Raw genomic sequence first — 15,656 nt, 5'->3', positions numbered from 1 at the left:
CCTACTGCCCGGCCAGAATGCGGTACTGGGCCGCGGCTTGCTGCCGGACGTCGCCCACCGTGTCCGAGAACGTCGTGTAGGCGTAACGGTCAGCGGTGGCAACGCATTTGAACTGCCAATACACCCGCTGCCACGTGATCGGCGCGGTACCCGGTAGGGCCGCCTGCTTGCGTTTAAAGCACTTGGCCGCCGGCAGCCCCGGTACCCCCTCGATTGCCTGCACGTTGGCCAAGCTACCAATCTGCTGGTCGAGACCGTCGGCGACCCGAGAAGCGCCGTCACTGTTGGCGGCCTGATAGACGGTGGCCAGACGCTGGCCCACGAAATCGACGCCGGCGGTATTGAACAGCGAGGAGGCCAGCAGCGGGTCGTCCTCGAAGTGCAGCCAGCCGCGGGAGTTCCACACGCCGATGATGAACGGGGCGCGGTTGTCGGGAGCGCTGAGGGTGCGTGCGAGTAGTTGGCCACTGGGGTCCAGCGGAAGATCCCGCATGGCGGCGGGATCAGTGGGGGCGAATTCATCGATGCGGCGCTTCTGGGTGATGAGTAGTCCATCGACCAGGTTGATCGCACTCGTGCCTAGGAACGCCTCGGCCGTCTGAGCTTCCTGGTACAGCACGAATGGGCCATGAGCGGTGAAGCTGACGACTTTCCGGATCTTGTCAGGGAGTGTGGAGGACATCGCGCGGGCCTCTGGGGTGCTGTTCACCGCGACCGGCTCAACCGGAGGTTGCCCTGGTCGGGACGATTCGGCGGCGGCCATCTCCACTGCGGCTGCCTCGGCTGCTGCGGGGTCAGGGAACCGCAACACCACATTGTGCAAGCTGCGTGGTTGGCCCGTCTTCTCCGGCGACTGGCGCACGGTGCTAAAGCCGGTGATGAATCGATGCCGATCGGCGACCGCGATCAAATCCTCCTTGAAGGCGCCGTTGTCGCGCATCAGTTTGATCGACGGGATCGGACCAATCAGCCCCAAGGCCAATGCCCCGGGCATGCTCTTGAGTTCCGCATCGACCTCCCAAGGGCCGAGTACGAAGTCAGCCATGCGTTGAGCTTCGAGCAGATTGGCGCCCGCAACGTCGTCGCCGGCCGCCCCGAACGGTCTACTGGCAGCGGTGTCGTAGGTGCCGGTATCCATCAGCGCCACGATCGCTCCGGAATCGGGTGCTTGGGCCGCGGTGGTCGGCTTTCCCGGGGTCGTGGTGGGGGAGCACCCGGCGATCAGGCCCACGCACGCACCCACAGCTGTCGCGACCTTCAACACGGCGACTGTCGTCTTCACGGGTCTCTTCTCCAGCTCTGCGGGTGAGTGATCGCGGTGTGCGAGTGATCGAATCGGCCAAGTAGCGACGGGCTTCACGCGACAACCCGGGGTGGATCACTACTGATGTCGACGTCCTCCGTGTTGACCCACGGCATTCTGTCGGTGACCGTGTGACCGTCGGCGTTCTGATAGGTGATCGGGATATAGGTGATGCCCGAGACGCCGACCATCAGGTCGAAAACGAGGAAGTTCTTCAATTCGCCGATCTCGGCGCGCCCCCATGTGACGGCGCCGTCCTCGCCGACGGGGAGGTGGGCCGGGCAACCCGGGGGGTGGGTGAGTGTGGAGCCCTCGCACCGCGCGAATGCTTGCTCCACGGCTGCCCTGACCGCGGTTTCGCCCGCGCTGTTGAGTTCGGGTGCTCCTTCGATGTCGATGGTCGGGGGCGCCAGGACGGGCCACGAGGAGAAAGTCGTATGTTCCTTGGCCACGACATCGATGTACTTGTTGGAAGTTGTTATCTCGAGGTACCCCGGGAACGCGAACACCGTCTTCTCAGGGATGAGCTGCTTGCCGAAGACCGAGAGCGTCTTGTGCGTCGCAGAACTCGACCCGGGTTTGTACTCGTTGGCGACGTAATCGATCCACCAATCACCCTGGGGGTTCCTGGTCACGCTGATCTGGTCGGCGACCTTCTTGTCGCCGAACTTCAACGACACCGTCACGAACATCTTCTCCGCGATGGCCTCGTTCCCCTCGACCGGGTGGATGCGGATATCGGAGATGGGCCACTGGGCGAGCTGCTTGCCCAGGATGTCGTCGGTGAGCAGAGTCATGTCTTCGGGCCTCTTTTCGCCGTAAGACAGCGCTTTTTCGGCGTCGCCATCGCGAAGTGCCTCCAAGTAGCCAAGGACGGTCTGCCCCACGACTGACGACCCGTCCTGCGTTGTCGTCGTCGGGGCGCTCTGCGCCGTGGAGGACTCGGTGCCGCCGCCGGCGGTGATGCCACCGTCTACGCCGGTGACCCGCATGTAGGCGACCGTGCCGCTGACCACCAGCACGACCGTTGCCGCGGCGAGCAGCAGATGGTGGCGGCGACGGCCGGAGGGCAGCTGGGGGGGCTGGCCGCTGGCATTGGGTGGGGCTGACGGCCCGGAGCGCTGCGGAGGCGCAGGCGGCGGCCAGTGCTGGTGCCCCGTACTGACGCTGGCGGGCGGTGGGGCCGCCCACGGCTGCGGACCAACTTTGGTCGATGGCGGCCGTTCATACCGGGGGGCTGCGCGCGTGGCGGCATCGGGGTCGACCCAGCCGGGACCGGGAGGCGAGTTGCGCTGCTGGCCAATCCATTTCGTCACGCCAAATACCTCCTTCTGATGTTCCTGACGCGATCGTCGGGGCGTATCGGCGGCTTCGGCTGGCTAGACCAGCTGGCGCGTGCTCGGCGGTCGGCTCACCGGACGATCTGTGGGGGAGAGGTACTGACGTCGACGGAGTTGAACGTGACGCTCTCGGCAGTGCCGCTTTGCGTGCCGCCGTCGCGCGTTTGATAGGACACCGGAATGGTCACCGTCCCGGTGATCCGGACGGTCATGTCGTAGTCACTGAGGTCACCGATAGTCAGTCCGCTGAGATCCGCCTTCCCCCACGTCACGGTGCCGTCGACGGCGTCGTATTTGCTGAGCCGGACCGGGCAATCGGGGGGATCGAGAAGCCTGGACCTCTCGCAGGCGGCGAAGGCTTCGGCCATCACGGTGGAAACGGCGTCGACGCCGTCATCGTTGAGCACGTATGTCGGCCTGAGGTAGGTCGTGCCTGCCGCCATGAGCGGGGATTCCGATGTGACGTCGAGGTACTCGTTGGAACTACCCACGTCGACGAACCCGGGAAACACGTAGAACGCCTCACCCATCTTCAGCTCCTTGCCGAAGATGGTCAGGGTCTCGTCGGCGCGGGAGGGGTTGAGGAACTCGATCTTGTTGACGCCCTCGTCGATCTTCCAGGTCTCTTCGACCTTGGACAGCCGCACGGTGGAGTCGGAGAGCTGATCGCCGAACTTCACGGCCACCTTCACCGCGCCCATGCCGATGCCGGCCAGTTCTTCGCCCTCGTCGAGAATGCGTATGTCTGAGATCGGCATCTCGGCGATCTGCTTGCTCAGGATCTCGTTGGTAAGCAGATCGCTGTTGGCGGGCTCGCTCTTGTTGTAAGACAACGCCTTTTCCGCATCACCGCTGCTGAGCGCTTCCAGATACGCCGTGACGGTCTCCGCAGCGGTCAGCGACGAGCTTGCGCCACCGCCGGAGACGCGCATGTAGGCGACCCCTGCCCCGACGAGCACCACGATGACCGCGACGGCGATCAGCAGTGTTTTGCGGTTTCGGCGAGAAGACCCGGGGGCCGCCCCGCCGGTGTTCGGTGGCGTAGTCGTCGGCCAGCCCTGCTGTTGACCTGGGGCCGCCCAGCCTGCCTGTTCGCTGGTGCCCGGCCAGGATTGCTGCGGGTTGTTCGCTTGCCAGGGCTGTTGGCCGGGGGCTGGCCAGGATTGCTGTTGGCCGACGCTCGGAGGAGGTGGTGTGGGCCAGGGTTGCTGACCTGTAGGTGGGGGTGCCTGCGGGCCCGGCGGGTTGCCCGGTCCGGGCCACGGCCGCTGGACCTGCGGGACGGCGTGGGTGGCGGCGTTGGGGTCGACCCCGCCGGGGTCGCGAGGCGTAGGGCCGTGGTTGCCGGGCCAGTTCGTCACGGTGGAGCTTCTCCTTCACGACACGCCGACCTCAGGAGGTGGGCGATGGGTGGCGTTGTTGGTGTGCGGACCTCGTCGAAATGTGTGTCTAGAAACGGTCGTTCGCATGTAAGGAGGTGCGAGCCGACCTGATGCCGGGCGGTCGCCGACGGGAGGTTCTGCTCAGCGGACTCGGTCGGCGATGGCGCGCGTGATCGAATATCCGGAGCTGCCAACTGTCGGAGAGCAGGTCCGCACGTCGACGATGACGTTGCCGCGCAACGCCATGCCGCGTTCGCACTGCTGGCCGGGGACCGGCGAATCGGTGGGAACGATCTTCAGCGTCATGATGTCGCCGATCGGCACCGTGCGGCCGACATCGACATTGTTGGTGGCTCCCTGCACTTCGAACACGATTCTGGTCGACTGGCAGGCGTTCCAGTCGGCGACCAGCTTGTCGTATACGCCCTTGGCGGCAGCGGGATCCGGGAACGCCACGACTGCCTGAGCAACCCTCACCGGTTGATCGCGCATAACGCCTTGCACGGAGAGACCGGTGTATCCGGTTCCGTTGTAGGTGGTGGCGTACGCGGGCCCCCACGCGCCGGTGCAGTGTGGCGGAGTGACAGTGCCGCCCAGTGGCTGACTCTCCACGGCCATCGCCGTCATGTCGGGCAGGCCCAAGGTCTGCGCGATCTCTGAGGCCGGAAGCAGAAGGGGTGCAAGCGCGTCAGCGGCGATGACCGGCCCGGACGGCGGTGGCGGCGGCGGTGGAGGTGCCGGGGTGCCGGGCGGTGTAGAGGGCGCCGGTGAGCTGGGGGACTGTTCGGCCGAGGTGGCTTCCGTCAGACCCGGAACGCCGGCCACGCTAGTCGCTGCCGACGTGGTCTCGGCAGCGGTGTCAGCCGTGCCGTCCTGGCCGGTGGTGAGCACGACGGCCGCGGTGACCGCGGCGACGGCCGCGACGGCGCCGCCAAGCACCCACCAACGTTTCTCGGCGATCCGAGCGCCCAACGAGCCTTTCGGGCTCGATGGCTGCGCAGCGGGGGCAGGTGCCGGTGAGGAGGTGGGGGCGGGCGGCTGCTGGTATGTCGGCGGGGGGCCGGTAAAGCCGCCCGTCGAGGGCCCTGCCGGCCCACGCCCGGCGGGCGGCGACTGGTAGGGCCCAACCGGGGCAGGCCCCGGTTGGGGAGGCCGGGCGAAGGCCTCCGCGGCCATGGTGGCCTGGTCGTTGAGGGACGTGCCAGCAGGCGGGCCACCCTGGTACGGCGGCTGGGGCGGCGGCTGCCAGCCCGGGCCGCCCTGTTTGCCACGGTGCGGCGGCCTGTCATGCGGATTCATAATCCCCCCGGTCAATGCGGTGCTACGCAGAGCGCAGCAATGCCTCTGACCAATCATCGCATAAACCGTCGCACCCCCATTGCAGAAAAATTGGCGCATCAACCCCCGCTAATGGTGTGTGAGAATGGCATTACTCCCAGAACGCCGCGATCAACGCCCCCCGAACAGCACATCTGTCCAAGAACTGGCGACCGCGACGACCCGTGGGAGTACAACACAATGGCAGCGCATGCACCGCGGACGCGGCACTTCGGCTGACGCGAATCGCTACCGTAACCATCGCAGGGCAATTCTGGGCAGGGGAAGGGGGGACGGATGCCGAACGGAGATGTCAGCGGCTCACAGCTGCTGGCCGCACCTCCCGCGTTGGTGATCGAGGTTGCTGGAGGGCAGCAGTTCACTGCGCGCGCCGCCGACGGCCCCGTGGTCATCGGACGTGAACCGCCCGCTGACATCTGCATCCCCGACTCCGGTGTCTCGCGTATCCACCTTCGTGTCGAGCCCGAGCGTGACCAGTGGGTCGTGACCGACTCCGGCAGCAGGAACGGGACCTACGTCGATGGCCGCCGTATCCATCGCGTCGCGGTGGACAAGACGCTGACTCTGCGCCTCGGCGGTGCTGCCGGTGTCGAGGTGCGCGTGACCCCGGCACCGGCGAGGGCCGACCACCTGCTAGCCGATGAACGTGGCGCTCACGACGTGGCAGTAGTCAGCGCCCTCGGCGATGGCGACGCCATGGTGGCCGTCATCTCCGAGGGTGCCGCACGCGCCGGTGCTGCGGTGGCGGCGCGCCGTGAAGAACTCGGGTTCACCCAACGAAAGCTGGCCGACGACCACGTCGTCAGCCAAAGCGTCCTGGTCAAGTTCGAACGCGGAGTGCATTGGCCACGCCAGTCCACGATCGCCAAGATCGAGTCCTATCTGCGGTGGCCGTTGGGCACGATCGAGCTGCTGCGCGCTGGCGGGCCCGTCCCCGAAGATGACTCGACCGAAATTCTCACTCCAACCGTGCAAGCAACGGTGATGGTCGATGCCTCACAAATCGCTCTGCGTGGCCTCCTCGCGCGGGCGGCAGTGCTTCCGGCGGTCGATAGCCCACTGTTCACGGCGCAGATCACACCGTTGCTTGCCGAGGTGCGACGGCTGGAACGCACCGTGGCCACCGCTACGCACACCAGCGCCCGTCGCCCGGAGCTGGCCCGACTGCTGGGCCAGGTGCGGCGCACACGAGCCGACATGATCGCCAAAGCGGCCAGCGCCCCGGATGCCACGCTGGGCCAACGCCTCGCTGCGGCTCGAGAGGCCAACTGCCTCACCGTGACCGAGGCGGCGGTCACCGCCGGAGTGAGCGTCGGCGACGTCGAAGCCGTCGAGAGCGAACAAGCGCTGCCCACCCACACCACGGCCGCATTGCAGCAATTCCTCGGGCACGTCGATGCTCGCCGCTGACACGACGGACGGTTCTGCACTTCACATCAGGCGAGATTCACATCGTCACCAAGCGCCCCCGCCTGACTGGTGGGCGACGCGGTGGCTCAACGGGGGATGGAGCATCGGCAATGACGATTGAACGGACGGCGACCACGGCCAAAGAGTCCGGCGACGCGACGCTCGAGGCGGTCGCGCGGACGACTCCACGGCGCCGGCGCGTTGTGGCCGCGACCGCAGCGACTTTGCTCGTCGGCGTGCTTGCCGGGTGCTCCAGTCCGGTCGAAGGAGAAGGCAGGTCGAGCCTGTTCAATCCCAACTACGTTGGCGGCATGCCCGTGGTGGACGGGCCCAGTGGGGTGCGTGCGGATGCACCTGACCCGGAATCGTCGGCGGAATACGGCGATGGCGGCAAGGTCGACCGGCTGGCACTGCTCGCCGTCGACGACGTCGTGGAGTATTGGGAGAAGCACTACACCGATCCGCCGATGGACGGCTCATTCGAACCGGTAGGCAACCTCGCCTCCTACGACTCCACAGAGCGGTTCGGACCCATCCTGTGTGGGATGGAGACCTACGACTTCGCCAACGCGTTCTTCTGCCCAAAGGCCGACTTGATCGCCTGGGACAGAGGGCAACTCGTCCCTACCGGCATCAAGTACTTCGGCGACGCCTCCATTGCGGCGCTGCTGGCCCACGAATACGGCCACGCCGTGCAAACCATGGGCGACCTCGTGGATCGCTCCACCCCGGTCATCGTGCGCGAGCAGCAGGCAGACTGCTTCGCTGGCAGCTACATCCGATGGGTGACCGAAGGATCATCCCCACGATTCGAACTGAACACCGGAGACGGACTCAACCGGGTCCTCGCCGCGGCCATCACGATCAGCGATCCTATTCTCACCCCCGAGGACCAGGAGATGGTCGAGGAAGGCCACGGCACAGCGCTCGACCGCGTGGCGGCCTTCCAAACCGGATTCATCGACGGCGTCGACATGTGCGCCAGGATCGACTTGGAGAGCATCGAAAACAATCGTGGTGACCTGCCATTGGTGCTCGACACCGACGCCGGCCAAACCGGTGAGGCCCCCTTGAACGAGGAACTGGTCAAGACCACCGTTGCCGCCCTGAACACCATCTTTACACCCGAGAAGCCGCCCGCGGTCAGCATGCAACCCGCGGCGCAGCCCTGCCCCGACGCCAAGGCCACGCCTCCGGTGTCCTACTGCCCCAGCACGAATACGCTCACCGTCGATCTCGCCGGCCTGCAGAAGGCGGGCCGCCAACCCTCGCGGGAGGAACGCGTCCTCATTCAAGGCGACAACACCGCGATCTCGGTGCTTGCTTCGCGCTACGCCCTGGCGCTGCAACACCAACGCGGTGTCAAAGTGGACGACATCAGCGCCGCGCTACGCACGGCATGCCTGACCGGGGTCTCCCAACGCAAGATGGTGGAACCCATCAAGGTGCCCGAAGGGGGAGACATCGTGCTCACCGCAGGAGATTTCGACGAGGCCGTCGCCGGACTGCTCAACAACGGTCTGGCCGCCAGCGACGTCAACGGGACCACCGTCGCCGCCGGTTTCACCCGCATCATGGCCTACCGGTCCGGAATCATCAATCCCGACGCCGACGCCTGCTACACCCGGTTCCCCTGACCCCTACGGCCCCGTGCCGGCACCCGTCGAGTCGTGACGCCGCCGTCGGCACGCCGCCGACGTTGGTCTCTTCGTTTGGACGCCGAGAATGGAGTTCGATGGAGCACCCTGCGGGAGGTTGGCCGAGTGCTGCAGCGTCCGGCAGTGATCAGCGTTGTTCTGCTGCTTGGCTTTGCGCGGCGATGCCATCGAGGATGGCCGCGAAGAGGGGTAGGCGCGCCAACTGGGGGCCGTCGTCGGTAGGGGAGTGGTACCACTCGACGGGACCGGGCCCGGCGTAGTTCCAGCGGTCGAGCCACGCTCGCAGATGACCGACGGCATGGGCGTAGGGCAGTGCCCGCTCGAAGAGGATGGGCTGCGCTGACGCGTCTATCGCAGCGGGGTCCAGGGTGCTCACGTACTGCCGCATGCCGCCGAGTGCAGCTGTCAACGCAGAGCCGCGGCGCGTGCGCCGGGGCGCCAGCAGGGCCGCCGCGGCGATACCCCCGCCGAGGACGGCTGCGGCCACTCCGAACAGTGGACTGTGCCCGAGGGCGGCTAGCGTCACCGCAGCGACGGCGCCGATGCCCAGCAGGACGAACCCGGCGATCTGAACGTTCCGCCATTGGCGAATCCAGCCACGCCCGGCGACACTCTGTTCGAGATCCGTTGTCGTGCGCCGCAAGTTGACGGGCATGGGCGCACTGGTCAGTTCGGAGACCAGGACCGACTGACGACCACCGGGGAGCAGCGCGTCCACGAGATCGCGCTCGTAGGCGGTCACGCCGGCGTCGAGGTCCGCGCGACGCGAGATCTGGAAATCGGGATTGCTCCCGCCGTCGAGTGCTTCGGCGATCCACAGGTAATTCCGTACCGCCAGGTCCAGCACGGTCGCGCCGATGTCGGCGGGACGGCTGCGCCCATTGACGACAGAGCCGATCTGGCCGGGCAGCACGCCGTCGGGCGAGACGAACCCGCCAGGCCCACTGTTGGTGGCGAACAGGTCTGACTGGCCCGCTGTCGACAGCAAGGCAATCTGGTCGCTGCGTCGACGCCACCAGGCCGCGGCCACCACGAGCCCGGCCAGCACCGCCGCCGCCACCAGCGTCAGCAGACCAGCCCGGTTTCCGGCAGCGGGGGACTGGCCTCCACCGGCGACCGTGGGGGTGAAATCGGCAGTGGCAGGCACCGTTCCGGCTGGCAGCAGCACCGAGAACACGACGACGTTGCCAGCGACCAAGTCGTTGTTCTGGAAGCGGACCGTACCGCCCGTGTGGTCGGTCTGGGTCAACGAGCACAATCGGCGAACACCAATCTCGCCATAGGCACAGATCGGGGAATCAGGAGAAGCGGCCGGTGAACTGAACGTACCGCGCAGCGTCGCAATGGGTTCCGACCACGCCGCCGCCGCGACCCAGGTGAACTGCTGCAGATCGGGTCCGTCGGCGACCGTCCCTGATGCCGCGAATCGAATCGTGGACGTTCCGGCGGGTAGCGAGAGCGACAGAGAATCGCCGTTCACGGTGGCCGTGGCACCGTTGTCGGTGCTGATGTCAGAAACCGAGAAGCGTTGAGTGCGGTTGCCTTCGACGGCGATCTCCAGCGGAAACTGAGACGTTGCCGTCGATCCAGCGGGTACATCGGCGGTCATCGTTACTTGCAGAATTCCGTCATCGCCCAGATCAAGACCCAGATCGAGTGTGATCGGCGACTCGGCCCGAGCCGGTGGAGCCCCGGTGACCAGCAACCCCGTCCACAGCAGCAGCACGACCAGCAGAAATCCCCCACGACCCGCCATGAACGCAGGGTAGCCTACGCCGGTGGCTTCGTATCGCGATCCCTCCGGTAGCCAACCCCCGTTTCGCGGTCAACCCCCGTCGAGCGGTCCGGACCGGCGCCGTGAGCGTCCGGCCCCGCCGCCACAAGAGCGACCGTTCCATGCGGTGCCTCCGCCCAAAGTGATTCAGCCAGCACCACAATGGGGACGCACCGGTTCGCACCGGACATTCCGCCGACCGCCACCGCCGGTTCCGTACGGGCAGGGATATCAGCACCTAAGCCCGCCGTCCCCAGCGCCGGGACAGCAGTACCAGCGGCCAGCGGCACCGTCTCGGGGGCATCCGCCGCGTCCTGGGCCGCCACCGCAGGCCTTTCCCCCCGGACCCCGACCGCCTCGGCACGCCGGCCGGCCTGTTCATATCCCCGGCGCGGGAACGCCGCCCACGCAACCACCTGCACCACCTGGTGGATGGGCACCGCGTTCATCAGCCGCGCCCGGTTGGGCGCCCGCCCCGGCGCCGGCTCCGTCGCCGCCGAAGCAGAAGCACACCGCGAGAACGGCCCTCGCGATCGGCATGACTATTGCGCTCGGCATCATCGGCGTGGCGATCGTCGAGCCTCAGTTGTTCCGTCCGGGCAGCTCTGCCAGTTCCCCGTCGAGCAAGGTCACCGCAGCACCGACAAGCAAATCCTCGACCACGACAACAAGGTCGAGCCGTAGATCGACCACGCGGACATCTACAACGACCACCACCACAACGACCACCACACCGCCCACACCCACCGGCGAGGCAGCGCTGGCTGGTAACCGGATTCTGCAAACAGGCGGAATGACCAAACAGATCTGCAATCCGCCTGGCTGGCCCAGCGAGGTGCCAGCCGCGGAGACGTTCTACAACGCTGCGCTCCCATGTTTGGCCTCGGCGTGGCAGCCACTGCTCGGCCGTGCCGAGTTTGAGTACAGCCAACCGAAGATTCTCGTCCCGAGTAACGGTAATGCGACATCACCGTGCGGAACGGTGGGGCCCACCACCACTGGCTTCTACTGCTCGTCAAACAAGACGATCTACCTACCGATGGGCCGAATACACCCTGACTGGAATGGTGTCCCCATCGTCTACCTGTCACTGTTCAGCCATGAGTTTGGCCACCATGTTCAGACACTCAGCGGCTCTTTACAGGAGGCCTGGCGCCAAAGGCGTGCGGCCGGAAGTGACAGCCCGGCCGGGTTGGAGTGGTCTCGTCGAATGGAGCTGCAATCCGAGTGCTTTTCGGGCCTGTTCATCGGCGCAGTCGTCGACAGCGGCGGCCCGTTCACCGAAAGCGACATCGGCAACGTCTTGCAAGCCTGGATCGGTGACCCCACGCACGGCACTAACGCGAACATCGACGCGTGGTTCAACCGCGGAGTGCAGAATCAGATCGCGTTGTGCAACACATGGATCGCCTCGTCGGCCGAGGTCGCCTAAGGCACCCACGCAGGCCGTCACCCCAGCACGAATTCGTGTCACCAGCAGCGACGGACGCGCGGTAGCCTACGCCGGTGGATTCGTATCGCGAACCCTCCGGTGGAGAACCCCCGTTTCGGGGTCAACCTTCAGCGGGCGGCCCGAACCGGCGCCCTGAGCATCCAGCCTCCCGGCCGTCGCCACGGCCGTTGTACCCGGTACCTCCGCCCAGAGCGGTTGGGGCGGCCCCGGAATGGGGAGATACCGGCTCACATCGCGCGTTCCGCCGACCCCCGCCCCCCGCTCCGTACGGGCAGGGCTATCACCGTCCGGCCCAGCCCCCATCATCCCAGCAGCAGTATCAGCGGCCACCAGTACCGCCACGAGGATCTGCGCCGCGGCCCGGGCCGCCACCGCAGGCCTTTCCCACTGGGCCCCGTCCGCCGGCGCATGCTGCAAGACAAGTCCCGCCGGGATGGGTCACGCCACCGCCTGCAGCGCCAGCTTCCGGATGGGGGTCACACCTACCGCCGGCTCCGCCGGGATGGAACGCACCACCCGGACCAGCTGCCGCATCGGGACCGCCAAGGTTCTTCGACGCCAGGATGGTCCTGGCGATCGTCATGGCCGTCGTACTCGGCGTCATCGGAGTGGCGATCGTCAAACCCGAAATCTTCCGATCCTCGGGCACAACCACTTCCGCGCCGACGGCCAGGAGCACCGCCGCCTCGACATCCGAGTCACGAACCACGACAACACGTTCAACCCGCACAACGACCGCCAGGACCACCACTAGCACCGCAACGACACCCAGCGTTCAGCCCGTACCTACCGGGGAACAAGCGCTGAGCGGCAACCCGATCCTCCAGACGGGCGGCATGGCCAAACAGGTCTGTGGCCCTCCCGGCTACCCCAGCGATGGGCCCGCCGGCGAAGCCTTCTACGCAGCCGCGCTACCGTGCGTCGAACGGGCATGGCAGCCGTTGTTCGAACGCGCGAGAATGGAATACGACAGGCCGTAGGTCATGGTCCCGGCCGGCACGAGCGCCACGTCACCGTGCGGCACAGTCTCGACCGAGGAGGCAGCAGCATTTTATTGCTCGTCCAACGAGACGATTTACATGCCGATCGCCGGACTGCCAGAGTCCTGGACCGAGGGTAGGCCGCTGAACTACCTGTCGGTGTTCGCGCACGAATTCGGCCACCACGTGCAAGGACTCACCGGCACCCTCACCGAAGCGCACGACCGTAGACGCGAGGCAGGCGGAGACACTCCGGCCGGCTTGGAACTCACCCGCCGAAATGAGCTACGAGTGCAGTGCTTTGCCGGAATGTTCATCGAATCCATCGTCGACAGCGGCGGCCCGTTCACCCGACCCGACATCGATCACACTCGACGATTCGAGTACAGCAGCGGCAACGACAGTCCGACACACGGCACAGCCGCCAACATAGAGGGCTGGTGGGTCCGCGGAATCCGCAATCAGATCGCAGACTGCAACAGCTGGTCAGCCTCGTCCGCCGAGGTAGCCTGACCGCGCAGGCGTGGCACTGCCCGATGTCGGACTGGTCGGTAATTGTTCGCCGCGCTACGGGCCGTGTCTGCTTGGAGCGCAGAACGGTCGTTCGTGTGGAGCCAGCGGTGACGCACCGCGGCGTAGCATTGCGGCCGACGTCGGATCGGCGTTCATCGGTCCTCGGCGGCCATGTGCATACCGGTCTCGCCGAGGGGCAGTAGGCGAAACGGTGATCGCATCCTGACGCAGTGACGGCGAAAGGGAAGCCATGGAGTCGTCACAACGGGTCGTGAACCGGTCCTCCCTGCGCTCCGACCGGTATTACTGGCTGACCTCACTTCTCACCGAACGAGGACTGCAAACCCTCACTCGACGCGTGATGGCCACGGTCATCGTCGCTCTCGGCGCCCCACCCCTACTCACCCTCGCCAGCCCGATTGGACCCGCGCAGCCGTTGGGCCGCGGGCTAGCCGCCGCCGTCACCCTCAGTTGCCTGGGTATGGCCCTGATCTGGCTACGACGCCGGTGGCCGACTCGAGCCGAATCGCTGGCCTGCGTCATCGTAGGCACGCTGTGCGTGAGCGTGGCGTCGCTGGTGACCAGCAGTGCACAGACCGGGCTGCTCGGGGCCATATCGTTCGCCGTGATCACGGTCTACGTCGTGGCGTTTCACAGCGCCAGGCTGTTGTGGTTCACCTGGCCTGTCGCGGCGGCGGTGCTGGTCGCCCTGGCCAGCCGACTCGCCGCCGCCGATGTCATCATGGCGATCGTCAGTGTCGTCCTGGTCGTCGCGGTCACTGTCTTCGCCGCCGCCATGACATGGGTCGCGGTGCGCATCGCGAAGTCCCACACCACCGCCGGCGAAATCGAGCCGCTGACTGGCCTGCCACACAAACGCGGAATGCAGTCACGCGTGGCGACGCTACTCGCCGCCCGAAGCCGAGACGACGACCGCTACTTCGTGCTGGTGCTGCTCAGCATCGACGGCTACTCCTTGATCACGAGCATGGGTGGGCAACGGGCCACCGACCGCGCCCGAACGACGACAGCGCACATCATGCGTGACACCGTGCGCCGCGATGCCATCATCGCCCATACCTCCGAGGCCGAGTTCGTCGTCGTCGACGTCTTCGCCACCCGTGACGCCTCTCCCTTGGTGCGCCGGATCCACCACGCTGTCGCCGCCGCGCCTCAGCGACTGACCGTCAGCGTCGGAGTGGTCTGCACTCCACTCGCGCCGCTGCGGTCCTTGCCCCCAGGCGAGGTCGTCGACGAGATCGTCACTCTTGCCACCGCGGCCATGTACGACTCACGCCGCACGGGGGGGCAACGTCGCCCGGTACGTGATCGAGCCCAAACTCGCGGTGCTGAACCGGCGGCAGAACCCCCACGACACGTCCTGACCAATTCGGTTGAGACACCCGATTGGTGGAGCCACGTGCACGCGGCGTCACTGGCCGGCATCTTGGACAGCCGCGGCCGGGCCGGGCGACGCCGATGGTGGAGACCCGGCACCCGTTTCGCAATGTGGTTCAGCGGCTCAGTCTCTCGGTCAACGCGTCGACGCACCCGTCGATGAAGTCTCCACGCTCGAAGTCGCTCTTGGCGCCAATCGTAGTGCCGAGAGTGAACTGTTGCTCGCAGTAGTCTTCGGGCGTCGATCCGCCGAACTTGACCATGGTCGCGCCGTTCTCACCGGCGGACCGGCCAGCCTGATAGGACTCTTCGTCGCGCGGGCCGGCCCCAGTGGCGTAGAGCAAGGCGTAGCAGACCAGGACGAGCGCTGCGGTGACCGAGAGGCCGATCAGCCAACGCTTGGCGGTGCTACGTTTCCTCGGCGGCAGCGCGCCGCCCCCACCGTAGGGATGCGGGGACGGCATACCGTACGGAGGCGGTGGCGATGCCGGCCACGGCGGCGGGTTCCCCTGACCACCGGAGGGGCCGTAGGGATTCGGTGGGTGCCATCCCGGTTGGGGACCCAACGGCGGTCGTGGCGGCTCCCACGGAGATGAGTTCACGTGCCGCTCCTTCCAGAATTCACTGAGATATATGGACCGTCGTCATTGCTTGGCAGCGCCCGGTGGGCATCAATTGCGGGGTAGGGGAGCTAGCGGTGACCGTGTCGTGGGCGCGAGTAAAAGGCCATGGTCGTTCGGGTTAGCCGGGGGCCTGCGTGCACATGGTGCTGCGGGCGGCACCGACGAGATTGGCTGCCTGCTCGAAGCTGACCCCGTGTTGGGTCGCCGTCGCGTTGGTCGTCGTCAGCGTGCCCTGGCCGGTGTAGAGCATGCGGCAGGCCTGCTTTCCGGCCAGCAGCAGCTGATCGTCGTTGCCGGGGAACGCGCCTCGGACCGAGTTGAGGTAGTTCACTTCGACGTCGGTCAGCGGGATGGGCCACGCCGTCGCCGGTGCGGCGGCGGCTCCCCACATCGTTGCGGCGGCCAGCGCAGCGGCAGCGACGCGCGCCGTCAGTCGTGTTGCGGAGTTGAGCATGTGATCCCCCTGTGTCGGTGTCGTTGACGT

Annotated in this window: 13 protein-coding genes; 5 read left to right on the top strand and 8 right to left on the bottom strand. The window is 66.6% G+C overall.

The features are described from left to right. Nucleotide 1: 1 nt before the first annotated feature. The 4 genes from G6N61_RS01295 to G6N61_RS01280 all read right to left on the bottom strand — a co-directional run bounded on the left by G6N61_RS01295 (nucleotide 2) and on the right by G6N61_RS01280 (nucleotide 4,964). The gene (locus G6N61_RS01295; RefSeq protein WP_163916482.1) at nucleotides 2–1,282 is read right to left on the bottom strand and encodes a DUF7373 family lipoprotein; all 1,281 of its coding nucleotides are present in this window, start codon (nucleotides 1,280–1,282) and stop codon (nucleotides 2–4) included. Between the two features lie 74 nt (nucleotides 1,283–1,356). Then, nucleotides 1,357–2,295 (bottom strand): hypothetical protein, encoded by a 939-nt coding sequence (locus tag G6N61_RS01290; RefSeq protein WP_163916480.1) that lies wholly within the window; start codon nucleotides 2,293–2,295, stop codon nucleotides 1,357–1,359. A gap of 419 nt (nucleotides 2,296–2,714) precedes the next feature. Then, entirely contained in the window at nucleotides 2,715–4,004 is a 1,290-nt protein-coding gene (locus G6N61_RS01285) for a nuclear transport factor 2 family protein (protein WP_163916478.1), read from the bottom strand. Nucleotides 4,005–4,166: 162 nt separating this feature from the next. After that, entirely contained in the window at nucleotides 4,167–4,964 is a 798-nt protein-coding gene (locus G6N61_RS01280) for a sensor domain-containing protein (protein WP_163916475.1), read from the bottom strand. Between the two features lie 675 nt (nucleotides 4,965–5,639). Here G6N61_RS01280 and G6N61_RS01275 point away from each other — a divergent pair. Both G6N61_RS01275 and G6N61_RS01270 read left to right on the top strand, forming a co-directional pair. Next, entirely contained in the window at nucleotides 5,640–6,773 is a 1,134-nt protein-coding gene (locus G6N61_RS01275; protein ID WP_163916473.1) for an FHA domain-containing protein, read from the top strand. A gap of 110 nt (nucleotides 6,774–6,883) precedes the next feature. Next, complete coding sequence (locus tag G6N61_RS01270; protein ID WP_163916471.1) at nucleotides 6,884–8,410, top strand: neutral zinc metallopeptidase; 1,527 nt, start codon at nucleotides 6,884–6,886, stop codon at nucleotides 8,408–8,410. A gap of 148 nt (nucleotides 8,411–8,558) precedes the next feature. Here G6N61_RS01270 and G6N61_RS01265 read toward each other — a convergent pair whose 3' ends face one another. Both G6N61_RS01265 and G6N61_RS01260 read right to left on the bottom strand, forming a co-directional pair. After that, the gene (locus G6N61_RS01265) at nucleotides 8,559–10,187 is read right to left on the bottom strand and encodes a DUF2207 family protein (protein WP_163916469.1); all 1,629 of its coding nucleotides are present in this window, start codon (nucleotides 10,185–10,187) and stop codon (nucleotides 8,559–8,561) included. Between the two features lie 600 nt (nucleotides 10,188–10,787). After that, nucleotides 10,788–10,937: a hypothetical protein gene (locus tag G6N61_RS01260; protein ID WP_163916466.1), complete on the bottom strand. Its 150-nt coding sequence runs from the start codon at nucleotides 10,935–10,937 to the stop codon at nucleotides 10,788–10,790. A 61-nt stretch (nucleotides 10,938–10,998) separates the two neighbouring features. On the opposite strand from G6N61_RS01260, the gene G6N61_RS01255 reads away from it, so the two are divergent. The 3 genes from G6N61_RS01255 to G6N61_RS01245 all read left to right on the top strand — a co-directional run bounded on the left by G6N61_RS01255 (nucleotide 10,999) and on the right by G6N61_RS01245 (nucleotide 14,712). Continuing rightward, nucleotides 10,999–11,637: a neutral zinc metallopeptidase gene (locus tag G6N61_RS01255; protein ID WP_163916464.1), complete on the top strand. Its 639-nt coding sequence runs from the start codon at nucleotides 10,999–11,001 to the stop codon at nucleotides 11,635–11,637. Between the two features lie 1,004 nt (nucleotides 11,638–12,641). After that, on the top strand, nucleotides 12,642–13,151 hold the full coding sequence (locus G6N61_RS01250) for a neutral zinc metallopeptidase (protein WP_163916462.1): 510 nt from the start codon (nucleotides 12,642–12,644) through the stop codon (nucleotides 13,149–13,151). A gap of 271 nt (nucleotides 13,152–13,422) precedes the next feature. Further along, entirely contained in the window at nucleotides 13,423–14,712 is a 1,290-nt protein-coding gene (locus tag G6N61_RS01245; RefSeq protein ID WP_163916459.1) for a GGDEF domain-containing protein, read from the top strand. On the opposite strand, the gene G6N61_RS01240 is transcribed toward G6N61_RS01245, so the two are convergent. Both G6N61_RS01240 and G6N61_RS01235 read right to left on the bottom strand, forming a co-directional pair. Beyond that, nucleotides 14,666–15,151 carry a hypothetical protein gene (locus G6N61_RS01240; protein ID WP_163916457.1) on the bottom strand — a complete coding sequence of 162 codons (486 nt, stop codon included), beginning with the start codon at nucleotides 15,149–15,151 and terminating at the stop codon, nucleotides 14,666–14,668. The two genes, G6N61_RS01245 and G6N61_RS01240, sit on opposite strands and share 47 nt — an antisense overlap. 139 nt (nucleotides 15,152–15,290) lie before the next feature. Beyond that, nucleotides 15,291–15,626: a DUF732 domain-containing protein gene (locus G6N61_RS01235; protein ID WP_163916455.1), complete on the bottom strand. Its 336-nt coding sequence runs from the start codon at nucleotides 15,624–15,626 to the stop codon at nucleotides 15,291–15,293. Nucleotides 15,627–15,656 lie beyond the last annotated feature (30 nt).

The sequence above is a fragment of the Mycolicibacterium arabiense genome (assembly GCF_010731815.2).
Taxonomy (GTDB): domain Bacteria; phylum Actinomycetota; class Actinomycetes; order Mycobacteriales; family Mycobacteriaceae; genus Mycobacterium; species Mycobacterium arabiense.
The sequence above is the reverse complement of the archived record's forward strand: the minus strand, read 5'-3'. Positions and strand labels throughout refer to the sequence as shown.